The sequence below is a fragment of the Streptomyces sp. SAS_281 genome (genome assembly GCF_052542855.1).
In genome coordinates this window covers 1-13135 of record NZ_JBMNDO010000087.1, presented here as the reverse complement: position 1 = coordinate 13135, position 13135 = coordinate 1, and the positions used below count along the sequence as shown (strand labels likewise).

Annotated in this window: 16 protein-coding genes; 12 read left to right on the top strand and 4 right to left on the bottom strand. The window is 69.8% G+C overall.

Going from position 1 to position 13135, the window contains the following annotated elements:
- The first annotated feature begins 29 nt into the window (after positions 1-29).
- Positions 30-371: a hypothetical protein gene (locus ACN6LM_RS27225; RefSeq protein WP_445068026.1), complete on the top strand. Its 342-nt coding sequence runs from the start codon at positions 30-32 to the stop codon at positions 369-371.
- Positions 372-387: 16 nt separating this feature from the next.
- Here the strand turns inward: ACN6LM_RS27225 and ACN6LM_RS27220 are convergent, their stop codons facing one another.
- Together ACN6LM_RS27220 and ACN6LM_RS27215 are read right to left on the bottom strand one after the other, a co-directional pair.
- Positions 388-972, bottom strand: a complete 585-nt coding sequence (locus ACN6LM_RS27220; protein ID WP_445068025.1) for an isochorismatase family protein — start codon at positions 970-972, stop codon at positions 388-390.
- A gap of 100 nt (positions 973-1072) precedes the next feature.
- A complete protein-coding gene (locus ACN6LM_RS27215) occupies positions 1073-2401 on the bottom strand; it encodes a nicotinate phosphoribosyltransferase (RefSeq protein WP_445068024.1) in 1329 nt (442 codons plus the stop codon).
- Positions 2402-2491: 90 nt separating this feature from the next.
- On the opposite strand from ACN6LM_RS27215, the gene clpS reads away from it, so the two are divergent.
- From clpS to ACN6LM_RS27175, 8 genes are all read left to right on the top strand, one after another.
- Positions 2492-2806, top strand: a complete 315-nt coding sequence (gene clpS / locus ACN6LM_RS27210; RefSeq protein ID WP_073964985.1) for an ATP-dependent Clp protease adapter ClpS — start codon at positions 2492-2494, stop codon at positions 2804-2806.
- Between the two features lie 64 nt (positions 2807-2870).
- On the top strand, positions 2871-3455 hold the full coding sequence (locus ACN6LM_RS27205) for a DUF2017 domain-containing protein (protein ID WP_445068023.1): 585 nt from the start codon (positions 2871-2873) through the stop codon (positions 3453-3455).
- 317 nt (positions 3456-3772) lie between these two features.
- Entirely contained in the window at positions 3773-5221 is a 1449-nt protein-coding gene (locus ACN6LM_RS27200; protein WP_445068022.1) for an amino acid permease, read from the top strand.
- A 91-nt stretch (positions 5222-5312) separates the two neighbouring features.
- Positions 5313-5744 (top strand): Mov34/MPN/PAD-1 family protein, encoded by a 432-nt coding sequence (locus tag ACN6LM_RS27195; protein WP_445068021.1) that lies wholly within the window; start codon positions 5313-5315, stop codon positions 5742-5744.
- Positions 5745-5866: 122 nt separating this feature from the next.
- On the top strand, positions 5867-5992 hold the full coding sequence (locus ACN6LM_RS27190) for a putative leader peptide (RefSeq protein WP_265547502.1): 126 nt from the start codon (positions 5867-5869) through the stop codon (positions 5990-5992).
- Between the two features lie 127 nt (positions 5993-6119).
- Entirely contained in the window at positions 6120-6398 is a 279-nt protein-coding gene (locus ACN6LM_RS27185; protein ID WP_143616195.1) for a MoaD/ThiS family protein, read from the top strand.
- Positions 6398-7348, top strand: coding sequence for a PLP-dependent cysteine synthase family protein (locus ACN6LM_RS27180; protein ID WP_445068020.1), 951 nt, complete (start codon positions 6398-6400; stop codon positions 7346-7348). Before ACN6LM_RS27185 ends, ACN6LM_RS27180 begins: the two co-directional genes overlap by 1 nt.
- Before the next feature lie 340 nt (positions 7349-7688).
- Positions 7689-8441, top strand: coding sequence for an MBL fold metallo-hydrolase (locus ACN6LM_RS27175; protein WP_445068019.1), 753 nt, complete (start codon positions 7689-7691; stop codon positions 8439-8441).
- 77 nt (positions 8442-8518) lie between these two features.
- Here the strand turns inward: ACN6LM_RS27175 and ACN6LM_RS27170 are convergent, their stop codons facing one another.
- Positions 8519-9766 carry a PTS transporter subunit EIIC gene (locus tag ACN6LM_RS27170; RefSeq protein ID WP_445068018.1) on the bottom strand — a complete coding sequence of 416 codons (1248 nt, stop codon included), beginning with the start codon at positions 9764-9766 and terminating at the stop codon, positions 8519-8521.
- A gap of 264 nt (positions 9767-10030) precedes the next feature.
- Positions 10031-11290 carry a PTS transporter subunit EIIC gene (locus ACN6LM_RS27165; RefSeq protein WP_445068017.1) on the bottom strand — a complete coding sequence of 420 codons (1260 nt, stop codon included), beginning with the start codon at positions 11288-11290 and terminating at the stop codon, positions 10031-10033.
- A 223-nt stretch (positions 11291-11513) separates the two neighbouring features.
- Between ACN6LM_RS27165 and ACN6LM_RS27160 the strand changes: the two genes are divergently transcribed.
- The 3 genes from ACN6LM_RS27160 (at position 11514) to ACN6LM_RS27150 (ending at position 13099) form a co-directional block, all read left to right on the top strand.
- The gene (locus ACN6LM_RS27160; protein ID WP_018517946.1) at positions 11514-11747 is read left to right on the top strand and encodes a glucose PTS transporter subunit EIIB; all 234 of its coding nucleotides are present in this window, start codon (positions 11514-11516) and stop codon (positions 11745-11747) included.
- Positions 11748-11845: 98 nt separating this feature from the next.
- Positions 11846-12583, top strand: a complete 738-nt coding sequence (gene rph, locus ACN6LM_RS27155; RefSeq protein WP_445068016.1) for a ribonuclease PH — start codon at positions 11846-11848, stop codon at positions 12581-12583.
- A 123-nt stretch (positions 12584-12706) separates the two neighbouring features.
- Complete coding sequence (locus ACN6LM_RS27150) at positions 12707-13099, top strand: hypothetical protein (protein WP_445068015.1); 393 nt, start codon at positions 12707-12709, stop codon at positions 13097-13099.
- The last annotated feature ends 36 nt before the right edge of the window (positions 13100-13135 follow it).

Genomic DNA, 13135 nt, shown 5'->3' with positions numbered 1-13135 from the left:
CACGATGTCTCACGGGGGAGCTCGTACACATGGCAGGCGGAGGATTCAGCAAATTGCCGAACGGCAGCGTGGTCGTCGCGATCACCCTGCCGAGCCCGGTGGAGGGCCCCGGTCCGGGAGCCCCCGTCCGGGTCCTGGTGCACGCGGCGAACCGGGCCCGCGCCCTGACCCGGCTGCGCAACCTGGGCCTGCGCGCCGTCTACCTCCGGGGCAACGCCGAACCGCCCACCCCGGACGAGATCACCGCCGTCCTGCACCACCCGGACGGCGTCCTGTGGCGCGCGAGGCCCGGCTGCGCGCAGGAGCTCTGGCACCCCATCCGCGCCCTGCTCAGGCCCGCCGTGCCCGCCGTCCCGGCAGGCAGGGGCTGACCCCGGCCCCGGGGGCTCAGACGACCGGCTTGCCGGTCAGCGTCACGCCCGCGCCGCGCAGCTCGGCCAGTGCCCGCTCCGTCGTCGCCTCGGCGACGCCCGCGGTCAGGTCCAGCAGCACCTGCGTGGCGAAGCCCTCGCGGGCGGCGTCCAGCGCGGTCGCGCGCACGCAGTGGTCGGTCGCGATGCCCACCACGTCGACCTCGCGGACGTCCCGCTCGCGCAGCCACGCGGCGAGGCCGGTGCCGTTCTCGTCCAGCCCCTCGAAACCGCTGTACGCCGCCGCGTGGGCACCCTTGTCGAACACCGTGTCGATGGCCCCGGAGGCGACCGCGGGGGCGAAGTTCGGGTGGAAGCCCACCCCCTCCGTACCGGCCACGCAGTGCGGCGGCCAGGAGTGCTCGAAGTCGGGGGCCGAGGAGAAGTGGTCCCCGGGATCGATGTGGTGGTCCCGGGTGGCCACCACGTACCGGTAGGCGGGACGGCTCTCGCCGATCAGGTCGGTGATGGCGGCGGCGACATCGGCACCCCCCGCCACGGCGAGGCTCCCGCCCTCACAGAAGTCGTTCTGAACGTCCACGACGATCAAGGCGCGGTGCATGGTGGCTGTCCTTCGGGGAGTGGGGGAGCGGTACGGGGATGGCTTCGAGCCTAGAGTCTCCTCGGAGGCAATCAAGCCCGTCAGGGCCTCGGGTCCCCCGTCACACGTACTCCGTGGGGATGACCGCCTCGCCGCGCGACAACTGCATCGCCGACAACGGCAGCCCCGCCCGCGCGGCGATGTGCCGCTCACGTGCCGCGTCCAGCGGCTCACGGGCCACCACCTCGCCGCCCCGGACCAGCTCCACCAGCAGCTGCCGCCCGGCCAGCTCCTCCGGCACCGGGCCGGTGCCGACCACCTCGGCCTCGGCCACGCCCTCCTCGTCCAGCCGGCGCGCCGCCCACTTGCGGCCGCCCTTGGAGGACTTCGCGCCCATCGACTTCTTCGCGACCGGACGCAGCTCGTCGGCCGGGTCGCCGGACCCCGCGCGGGCGACGAGCTTGTAGACCATAGAGCACGTGGGGTGCCCGCTGCCCGTGACGAGCTGCGTGCCCACCCCGTACGCGTCCACCGGCGCGGCGGCCAGCGAGGCGATGGCGTACTCGTCCAGGTCCGAGGTCACCACGATCTTCGTCCCGGTGGCGCCCAGCTCGTCCAGCTGCTGGCGCACCCGGTGGGCGACGAGCAGCAGGTCGCCCGAGTCGATCCGTACCGCACCCAGCTCCGGCCCGGCGATCCCGACCGCCGTACGGACCGCCTCGGCCACGTCGTACGTGTCGACGAGCAGCGTCGTACCGCGCCCCAGCGAGTCCACCTGCGCGCGGAAGGCGTCCCGCTCCGAGTCGTGCAGGAGGGTGAAGGCGTGGGCGCTCGTGCCGACCGTCGGGATGTTGTAGCGGAAACCGGCCGCCAGGTCGGAGGTGGTGTCGAAGCCGCCGATGTACGCGGCACGCGCCGAGGCGACCGCCGACAGCTCGTGGGTGCGGCGGGCGCCCATCTCGATCAGGCGGCGCCCGCCCGCCGCCGCCGACATCCGGGAGGCCGCCGCGGCGATGGCCGAGTCGTGGTTGAGGATCGAGAGGATCACCGTTTCGAGCAGCACGCACTCGGCGAACGAGCCCTCGACCCGCAGGATCGGCGAACCCGGGAAGTACACCTCGCCCTCCGGGTAGCCCCAGATGTCGCCGCCGAAGCGGTAGTCCGCCAGGTAGTCCAGCGTCGGCCCGTCCACGATCGCCTGGTCGCGCAGGAAGCCGAGCATCTCCTCGTCGAAGTGGAAGTTCTCCACCGCGTCCAGGACCCGCCCGATGCCCGCGACGACGCCGTAGCGCCGCCCCTCCGGCAGCCGGCGGGTGAACGCCTCGAAGACCGAGCGCCGCCCGGCCGTCCCGGCCTTCAGCGCGGCCTGCACCATCGTGAGCTCGTACTGGTCGGTGAAGAGCGCTGTCGACGGCACGCCGACCCGTCGCCCGAGGTCCGCTGAGTTCATGCCGGGGATGCTACCCCTATTTCGTCAGAGTGACGAGATGGGGGGCTCGGGGTGGGGCCGTTTGTGCGCCGGGCCCCTGCGAGTGGCAGCATGGGACAGGTGAGCGTCGCCCCTACAGAGATCGAACGTCCCGAATCGGCCGAGGACCACCTCGTCGTCCCCGAGCCCGACGTCCCCTGGGTGACGCTGGTCCACAACGACCCGGTCAACCTCATGAGCTACGTGACCTATGTCTTCCAGGCGTACTTCGGCTACTCCAAGGACAAGGCGCACAAGCTGATGCTCGACGTCCACCAGAAGGGCCGCGCCGTCGTCTCCAGCGGCAGCCGCGAGGAGATGGAACGCGACGTCCAGGCCATGCACGGCTACGGGCTGTGGGCCACGCTCACCCAGGACCGCAACTAGTACCGCGACCGGCACCGCACCGCACGGCCCACCCGCACCGCCCGACCATCATCGGAGAGAACCCATGGCCGGCCACTTCGAGGCCACTCCCGGCGGCGGCGCGGCCGTCGCGCTCGACGAGGTGGAGATCGCGATCCTGCGCTCCCTCGCCGTCCAGCTGCTCGAACTCATCGGCCCCGGCGACGAGCCCGCCGAAGGCGAGGACCCGCTGGCCGCGCTCTTCGCCGAGGGCCCCAGCGAGCCGCCCACCGACCCGGCCCTGGCCCGCCTCTTCCCCGAGGCGTACGGCGACAAGGACGACGAACTGCGCGCCGCGTCCGCCGAGTTCCGCCGGTTCACCGAGAACGACCTGCGCACCCGCAAGCGCGAGGACGCGCTCGTCGTCGTACGCACGCTGGACGCGCTTACCCCCGCCGGCGAGGGCGGCGCCGTGCTCACCCTCACCGCCGACGAGTGCCGCAACTGGCTCGGCTCGCTCAACGACCTCCGGCTCACCATCGGCACCCGCCTGGAGGTCGGCGACGAGGACGAGGACGAGGAGAGCTCGCTCTACCGGCTTCCTGACAGCGACCCCCGAAAGCCCATGGTCATGGCCTATCTCTGGCTCGGCGCACTCCAGGAGACCCTGGTCGAGACCATGATGCCGTGACACCGGGCGCGCGCCCGGTCACCGTGTTCGCTCAACGGACACTCAAATCCGAATAACGATCGCGTCACCTGAACGGTCTTTTTTGCAGCGCCCGGACCGCCTTGTCCGCTTTTACTTGTGGTGTGCGCCACAGAACGTCCGCCGGATCGCCTCCACGCCCGTGATAAATCTTCACGACCACCCGGGAACGCCACCCCTGTTCCCGGGTAGGCGCTATCAGCCGGTAACCACCGGCGGCACTCCATCCGTATCCGGGGGGATCAGGACCTGATCCGCGGCCGAAAGGCGCGGATCGGCGTGGAGAAAGGCGCAACCACATGACATCGGCGCAGATCGACGACAAGGGGCCCGACGGCCCGCACGCCGCGGCCGCGGATGCCACCACGTCCGCCGAGGGGTACCAGAGAGCACTCGGCGCCCGCCAGATCCAGATGATCGCGATCGGCGGCGCCATCGGCACCGGGCTCTTCCTCGGCGCCGGAAAGGCCATAGCCAAGGCCGGCCCCAGCCTCATCCTGGCCTACGCCATCGCCGGCCTGGTCATCTTCTTCATCATGCGCGCCCTCGGCGAACTCCTCATGTACCGCCCGGTCTCGGGCTCGTTCTCGGAGTACGCGCGCGAATTCATCGGCCCCTTCGCGGGCTTCGTCACCGGCTGGACGTACTGGCTGTTCTGGGTCGTCACCGGAATCACCGAAGTCACCGCGGCCGCCCAGTACATGACGTTCTGGTTCGACATTCCGCAATGGGTCTCGGCCCTGGTCTTCACGATCATTCTGTACGGCGTGAACCTCATCTCCGTAAAGCTCTTCGGCGAGCTGGAGTTCTGGTTCTCGATGGTCAAGGTCACCGCCATCGTCGGCATGATCCTCATCTGCGCCGGAATCCTCACCCTCGGCTTCTCCGACGCCGGGGACACCGCGAGCGTCACCCACCTGTGGTCCGACGGCGGCTTCTTCCCGCACGGCATCAAGGGCACCCTGATGACCCTGCAGATCGTGATGTTCGCCTTCCTCGCCGTCGAACTCGTCGGCGTCACCGCCGGTGAGTCCAAGGACCCCAAGACCGTCCTGCCCAAGGCCATCAACACCGTGCCCTGGCGCATCGCCGTCTTCTACATCGGCGCCCTGATCATGATCCTCTCGGTGGTGCCCTGGACCGAGTTCTCACCCGGCGTCTCCCCGTTCGTGGAAGCCTTCAAGAAGATGGGCCTCGGCGTCGGCGCCGGCATCGTCAACTTCGTCGTCCTCACCGCCGCGCTCTCCTCCTGCAACTCCGGCATGTACTCCACCGGCCGCATGCTGCGCGACCTCGCGCTCAACGGCCAGGGCCCGAAGTTCTTCACCCGGCTCACCCGCAGCGGCACCCCGCTCGTCGGGACGACGTTCTCCGCGGCGCTCATGCTCGTCGGCGTGTGGGTCAACTACCAGTGGCCCGGCGACGCCTTCACCTACGTCGTCTCCTTCGCCACGATCTCCGGCATGTGGGCCTGGATCATGATCCTGGTCAGCCAGATCCGCTACCGCCGCCTCGCCGAGCGCGGACTGCTCCCGCAGTCCTCCTTCCGGGCCCCCGGCGCCCCGTACACCAGCGGGTTCGCGCTCGCGTTCATCGCCGTGGTCATCGTCATGATGGGCATCGACAAGGACGCCAGGATCTCGCTCTACTGCGCCCCGCTGTGGGCCCTGATCCTCGGCGTCTCCTACCTGGTCCTGAAGGCCAGGAACCCGGACGGCAAGGCGTTCGCGAACCGCGTGAAGCGCTGATTCGTACCGTCCGACCAGCGGCGTTCCACGATGCGGGCTCCTGCGTACCACTCCTCGGTACGCGGGGGCCCGTCGTCCTATCCTGGGCGCCATGCTGACCATCACCCAGACGCTGTACGACCAGATCGTCGCGCACGCCCGCGCCGACCACCCCGACGAGGCGTGCGGCGTCGTCGCCGGACCCGCGGGCAGCGGACGCCCCGAGCGCTTCGTCCCCATGCTCAACGCCGCGCGCTCACCCACGTTCTACGAGTTCGACTCCGCCGACCTGCTCAAGCTCTACCGCGAGATGGACGACCGCGACGAGGAGCCGGTGATCGTCTACCACTCGCACACGGCGACCGAGGCGTACCCCTCGCGCACCGACGTCACGTACGCCAACGAGCCCGGCGCCCACTACGTCCTCGTGTCCACCGCGGACACCGACGACGCGGGCCCCTTCCAGTTCCGCTCGTACCGCATCGTGGACGGCGATATCACCGAGGAGGAGGTCCGGGTCGTGGAGGCGTACCCGGCCGCCTGAACACCCCCGCAGTGGTGCGACAGGGCCGCACGGACCGGGCCCTGTCCGCCCCTCGAACACCGATCATCCACCAGGTGAGATCACACTCCGAATCCCAGGCCGGGAATCGATACGATGACCGCATGGTTCCCCATGACGTGAGTGACAAGACGCCGGGCTCGCTGCTCGTGGCGCGCCTGCACGTCGACCTGTGCCGCCTCTCCAGCGCGATCTGTACGAACCACCGGTCCGCCGGCCGCGCGGCCTGAGCCGGGCCACCCCCGGGCGCCGCCGACCGGCCGGGCGCCCACCGCACCACGTACCGACCCCGCGCGGGGGCCGAGCCGCACGCCCCACGCCCACCGCCTCCACTCCGCTTCGACAGGAGCCCACGCCATGGCCATCGAGGTCCGCATCCCGACCATCCTCCGCACCTACACCGACGGCGCCAAGGCCGTCGAGGGCCAGGGGGACACCCTCGCCGACCTCTTCACGGACCTGGAGACCCGCCACACGGGCATCCGCGAGCGGATCGTGGACGGCGACCAGCTGCGCCGCTTCGTCAACGTCTACCTGAACGACGAGGACGTCCGCTTCCTGGACGGCATCTCCACCAAGCTCAGCGACGGCGACAGCATCACCATCCTCCCGGCCGTCGCCGGCGGCATGAACTGATGCGCTTCGACAGCCCGCTCGCCGCGGTGGGCAACACCCCGCTCGTCCGCCTGCCGCGGCTGTCACCCTCGGACGACGTCCGCATCTGGGCCAAGCTGGAGGACCGCAACCCCACCGGCTCGATCAAGGACCGTCCCGCGCTCCACATGGTCGAGCAGGCGGAGAAGGACGGCCGGCTCACCCCCGGCTGCACGATCCTGGAGCCCACCAGCGGCAACACCGGCATCTCGCTCGCCATGGCGGCCAAGCTCAAGGGCTACCGCATCGTGTGCGTGATGCCGGAGAACACCTCCCAGGAACGGCGCGACCTGCTCGCCATGTGGGGCGCCGAGATCATCTCCTCCCCGGCGGCGGGCGGCTCCAACACCGCGGTCCGCGTCGCCAAGGAGCTCTCGGCCGAGCACCCGGACTGGGTGATGCTCTACCAGTACGGCAACCCCGACAACGCGGGCGCGCACTACGCGACGACCGGCCCGGAGATCCTCGCCGACCTCCCCTCGGTCACCCACTTCGTCGCGGGGCTCGGCACGACGGGCACCCTCATGGGCGTCGGCCGCTACCTCCGGGAGCACGTCGAGGGCGTCAAGATCGTGGCCGCCGAGCCGCGCTACGACGACCTCGTCTACGGCCTGCGCAACCTGGACGAGGGCTTCGTCCCCGAGCTGTACGACGCGTCGGTCCTGACCACGCGCTTCTCGGTCGGCTCCGCCGACGCGGTCACCCGCACCCGCGAACTCCTCCAGCAGGAGGGGATCTTCGCGGGCATCTCCACGGGGGCGGCGCTGCACGCCGCGATCGGGGTCGGCAACAAGGCGGTGAAGGCGGGGGAGACCGCGGACATCGTGTTCGTCGTCGCCGACGGCGGCTGGAAGTACCTGTCCACGGGCGTCTACACCGCGGAGACCACGGAGGCGGCGATCGCCACGTTGCAGGGCCAGCTCTGGGCGTGACCCGTTTCCGGGGGCGCTGCCCCCGTGCCCCCGCTGCTCGATCGCCGCAGGGGCTTGATTCTGCCCCCGTCGCCGCGCACCCGCGGCAACGGGGGCTTCGTCATTCGCGCCGCACCTCCAGCCCCTCCGGCGTTCGAGGAGCGGGGTCCGGGGCGGGGCCCCGGTTTCGGAAAGGGCGGGGAGGGGGACGCCACCCGAACCGGTGACAGCGCAGGTGAGTTCCCCCACAACGAGCCACCCCGAAGGAGCGACCCGCACTTTCGCGCCTTACGCTCAACAAACCGCACCGCGAGAACCGCACGAACCCTCCCCGTTCCCACGTCTCGGAGGTTCACGCTCCATGAAGCTCACCGTCGTCGGCTGCTCCGGCTCGTTCCCCTCCCCGGGTTCGGCATGCTCGAGCTACCTCGTAGAGGCCGACGGCTTCAGGCTGCTCCTCGACATGGGCAACGGCGCCCTCGGCGAGCTGCAGCGCCACGTCGGTCTCTACGACCTCGACGCGATCTTCCTCAGCCACCTGCACGCCGACCACTGCATCGACATGTGCGCGTACTTCGTCGTCCGGTACTACCCGCACGGTGGCGACCGCCCCGCCCGCATCCCGGTCTACGGCCCCGAGGGCACGGAGCAGCGGCTCACCACCGCGCACGCGGACACCCCGTCCGACCACGCGATGAGCGAGGTCTTCGACTTCCACACGCTGAAGCCGGGCTGGTTCGAGATCGGCCCCTTCTCGGTGCGTACGGAGAAGCTCTGCCACCCCGTCGACACCTTCGGCATCCGCATCGAGCACGGCGGCTCCTCGCTCACGTACTCCGGCGACACCGGCACCTGCGAGGCCCTGGACGAGCTGGCCGAGGGCACGGACCTCTTCCTCTGCGAGGCGTCCTTCGTGCACGGCAAGGAGGACATCCCGGACCTCCACCTCAACGGCCGCGAGGCCGGCGAGCTGGCGGCCCGGGCGGACGTCGGACGGCTGGTGCTCACGCACATCCCGCCGTGGACCGACGCCGGGCGCAACCTCTCCGACGCCCGCGAGGTCTTCACCGGCCCGACCGAACTCGCGGTGCCGGGCGCGGTGTACCACCTCTGAGCGGTGCGCTCGTGCGCGTACGACGAAGCCCTCACCTTCCGCCGGGAAGGTGAGGGCTTCGAGCTGTCGGGCCGGACCTACTTGGTCAGGTCCTCGATCTCCTCCTCGGGCTCACGGCCCGGGGTGGTGAGGTTGAACTTGGTGATCGCGAACCGGAACGTCACGTAGTAGATCGCCGCGAAGACCAGGCCGATCGGGATGATCATCCAGGGCTTGGTGGCGTGGGTCCAGTTCAGCGCGTAGTCGATGAACCCGGCCGAGAAGTTGAAGCCGGCGTGGACGCCCAGGCCCCAGGTGACGGCCATCGCGGCGGCGGTCAGTACGGCGTGCAGCACGTACAGGAGCGGCGCGATGAACATGAACGAGAACTCGATCGGCTCGGTCACACCGGTGACGAACGAGGTCAGTGCGAGCGAGACCATCATGCCCATCACGGCCTTGCGGCGCTCGGGGCGGGCGCAGTGCGCGATGGCGATCGCGGCGGCAGGCAGGCCGAACATCATGATCGGGAAGAAGCCGGACTGGAACATGCCGGCGGTCGGGTCGTCGGCCAGGAAGCGCGGGATGTCACCGTGGATGACCTCGCCGGCGGCGTTGGTGAAGTCACCGAGCTGGAACCAGGCGACCGTGTTCACGAACTGGTGCATGCCGATCGGGATCAGCGCGCGGTTGATCAGGCCGAACAGCGCGGCGCCGCCGGAGCCGAGGCCGGTCATCCACTCGCCGAAGTTGGATATGCCGTCACCGATGGGCTCCCAGATGAGCCCGAAGAAGACACCGACGATGACACCGACGAACGCCATGATGATCGGGACCAGGCGGCGGCCGTTGAAGAAGCCGAGCCAGTCGACCAGCTTCTTGCGGTGGTACCGCTGCCACAGGACCGCGGCGAGCAGACCCATGATGATGCCGCCGAAGACGCCGGGGTCGTTGTAGGTCGCGGGGGCGTCCGCACCCTTCTGGATCACGGCCTCGGTGACCGGGAACGCCTGGAGCACCTTGCTGTAGACCAGGAAGCCCACGAGGGCGGCGAGAGCGGTCGAGCCGTCCGACTTCTTCGCGAACCCGATCGCGACGCCCACGCAGAACAGGAGCGGCAGGGAGCCGGTGATCGCGCCGCCCGCGTTACCGAACACGGCTGCGACCTTGTCCCACCCGAGCCCGTCGGCGCCGAACACGTCCGGCTGGCCCAGCCGGACCATGAGACCGGCGGCAGGCAGCACCGCGATCGGCAGCTGCAGGCTGCGACCCACCTTCTGCAGGCCCTGGAACAGGCCGGAGCCCCGCTTCTTCGCGGGGGCCGCCGTAGCGGTGGCCGTACTCATCAACTTCCTCCAGTAAGCAAGGCGCCGCCAGGGACAGGGGGATTTGGGTGGGCGACGACTCGAGAAACGTGACGCGCGCGGCTTCACGTGGTCTGGACCACTGAGTGGTGTAGACCAGTTTTAGCACGGTGAGGGTTAGATAAGGAACCTGCAATTTGCGACTACTTCACAGCAGCCGCCGCATACGCACCGTGACATGCGAAAAGCCCCCGGACCGCAGGGTCCGGGGGCCGCGCTCACAAGGTCAGTGACCTTGCGTAAAGGCTACTTCGTGAGGTTCCTCTCGATGTCCTCCTCCACCTCCTCGGGCTCGCGGCCCGGGGTCGGCAGGTTGAACTTGGTGATCGCGAACCGGAAGATCACGTAGTAGACGACCGCGAAGCAGGCGCCGATGGGCATGATCAGCCACGGTTTCGTATCCAGATGCCAGTTGACGACGTAGTCGATCAGGCCCGCCGAGAAGCTGAACCCCGCGTGCACGCCCAGCGCCCAGGTGACGCCCATCGACACACCGGTCAGGATCGCGTGCACCCCGTACAGCAGGGGCGCCACGAAGAGGAACGAGAACTCCAGCGGCTCCGTCACACCCGTCACGAACGAGGTGAGGGCGACGGACAGCATCAGGCCCGCCACCTCCTTGCGCCGCTCCGGCCGCGCGGTGTGCGCGATGGCCAGCGCCGCCGCGGGCAGCCCGAACATCATGATCGGGAAGAAGCCCGAGGTGAACTGCCCGGCCGACGGGTCCCCGGCGAAGAACCGGGAGATGTCGCCCTGGACGGTGCCGCCGTCGCTCCCGGTGAACTCGCCCGCCTGGAACCAGAAGAACGTGTTCAGGAACTGGTGCATGCCGATCGGGATCAGCAGGCGGTTGGCGAAACCGAAGATCGCCGCGCCCCAGGCGCCCAGGTCGATCAGATGCTTGGCGAACCAGGTCAGCGCGTCACCCACCGGCTGCCACAGCAGCCCGAACAGCACGCCCAGGATCGCGCAGAGGAACGCCATCAGGATCGGAACCAGCCGGCGGCCGTTGAAGAAGCCGAGCCAGTCGACCAGCTTGGTGCGGTGGTAGCGCTGCCAGACCACGGCGGTCAGCAGCCCGATGATGATCCCTCCCAGCACACCGGGATTCTGCGGCACCCCCTCCGGGACGTCCTTGGTCACCGAACCGTCCACCGGGAACGCCGTCAGCACCCCCCGGTAGACCAGGAAGCCGGCGACCGCGGCGAGGGCCGTCGAGCCGTCCGCCTTCTTCGCGAAGCCGATCGCGACCCCGATGCAGAAGAGCAGCGGCAGGCCCAGCTCGCCGTCGAGAATCGCGCTCCCGCCGTTGAGGAGGACCTTCGCGGTCTTGTCCCAGAAGCGTCCGTGCAGCGAGGAGTCGAAGAGGTTGCCGAGGCTGACCAGCAGGCCCGCCGCGGGCAGGACCGCCACCGGCAGCTGGAGGCTCCGGCCGACCTTCTGCAGGCCCTGGACCGGCCCGTTCCACCACTTCCGCTGCGGTAGCGCGGCCGCGTTCGAACTCATCGGCATCCTCCCGGAACACGCCTGGTTTGGCGGTCGTCGCATACTGGTGTAGACCAGTCGCGATACGGTGCGGAGCCCGGCCCGGAAGGCGGGGCGCCGGTGATCGTCATCATTGGGGACCGTGTGGTTGCCCGCCCGAGAAGTTGGGCCAACCGTGCGTTACCGTGACGAAACGGACCCGTGGTGGGCCGTCGCACACACATGAGGAACCAGGGAGAAGGCCATGGCCAGCAAGGCTGAGAAGATCGTCGCCGGGCTCGGCGGAATCGAGAACATCGAAGAGGTCGAGGGCTGCATCACGCGCCTCCGCACCGAGGTCATCGACCCGAGCAAGGTCGACGAAGCCGCGCTCAAGGCCGCCGGCGCCCACGGCGTCGTCAAGATGGGCACCGCGATCCAGGTCGTCATCGGCACCGACGCCGACCCGATCGCGGCCGACATCGAAGACATGATGTGACCACCGCCTGAACCCGCCCCCGCAGGCCCCGCCCACCTCGGGTGGGGCCTGCGGCGCACCGGAAACCGCGGCCCCCGCCACCCGATAGGCTCGGCGCCATGTCTCGTATCGACGGCCGCACCGCCGACCAGCTCCGTCCTGTCACCATCGAACGCGGATGGAGCAAGCACGCCGAAGGATCCGTGCTCATCTCCTTCGGCGACACCAAAGTCTTCTGCACCGCCTCCGTCACCGAAGGCGTGCCGCGCTGGCGCAAGGGCAGCGGCGAAGGCTGGGTCACCGCCGAGTACTCGATGCTGCCCCGCTCCACCAACACCCGCGGCGACCGCGAATCCGTACGCGGCAAGATCGGCGGCCGGACCCACGAGATCAGCCGGCTCATCGGCCGCTCCCTGCGCGCCGTCATCGACTACAAGGCGCTCGGCGAGAACACCATCGTCCTGGACTGCGACGTCCTCCAGGCCGACGGCGGCACCCGCACCGCCGCCATCACCGGCGCCTACGTCGCCCTCGCCGACGCCGTCGCCTGGGCCCAGGGCAAGAAGATCATCAAGCACGGCCGCAAGCCTCTGACCGGCACCGTCGCCGCCATCAGCGTCGGCATCGTGGACGGCACCCCGCTCCTCGACCTCTGCTACGAGGAGGACGTCCGCGCCGAGACCGACATGAACGTCGTCTGCACCGGCGACGGCCGCTTCGTGGAGGTCCAGGGCACCGCCGAGGCCCAGCCCTTCGACCGTACGGAGCTCAACGCCCTGCTCGACCTCGCCACCGCCGGCTGCGTCGACCTCGCCACGCTCCAGACCGAGGCACTGGCCACCACCCTCGGCGCCTGAAAAAGCGGACCGGGAAGGTAAAGAGGCAACCAAGTCCCGCCCAGCGGCGTCGATACGCATACGGGCGCACGGGTCGAACCGTGCGCCCGTCCGCGTATCCGCACCCCGGGGAGGGACCACACCATGGCCACGCGCCACCGGCTCCACCGCACCGCACTGGCCGTCACCGCCGTACTGATCACCGCCACCGCCGCGGCGGGCTGCGGCGCCCTCGACAAGACGCTCGACTGCGTCCGCACCGCCGACGCCATCGCCACCAGCGTCGACAACCTCCGCCAGGCCGTGTCCAACGCCTCCAGCGACCCCACCCAGGCGTCCGAGGCCCTGGACCAGATCCAGGAGGAGCTGGGCAACCTCGGCGACAAGACGGACGACGCCGACCTCTCCAAGGCCGTGGACGACCTCCGCTCCGGCGTCACCAACGTCCGCGACGCCATCGACAAGGGCGACGCCACCCCGGACATCGGCCCCGTCACCGACGCCGCCGGCGAGATCGCCAACGTCTGCACCCCCTGACGCGCCGGTGCCCCCGGCGGTCGCGAAGAAGATCGG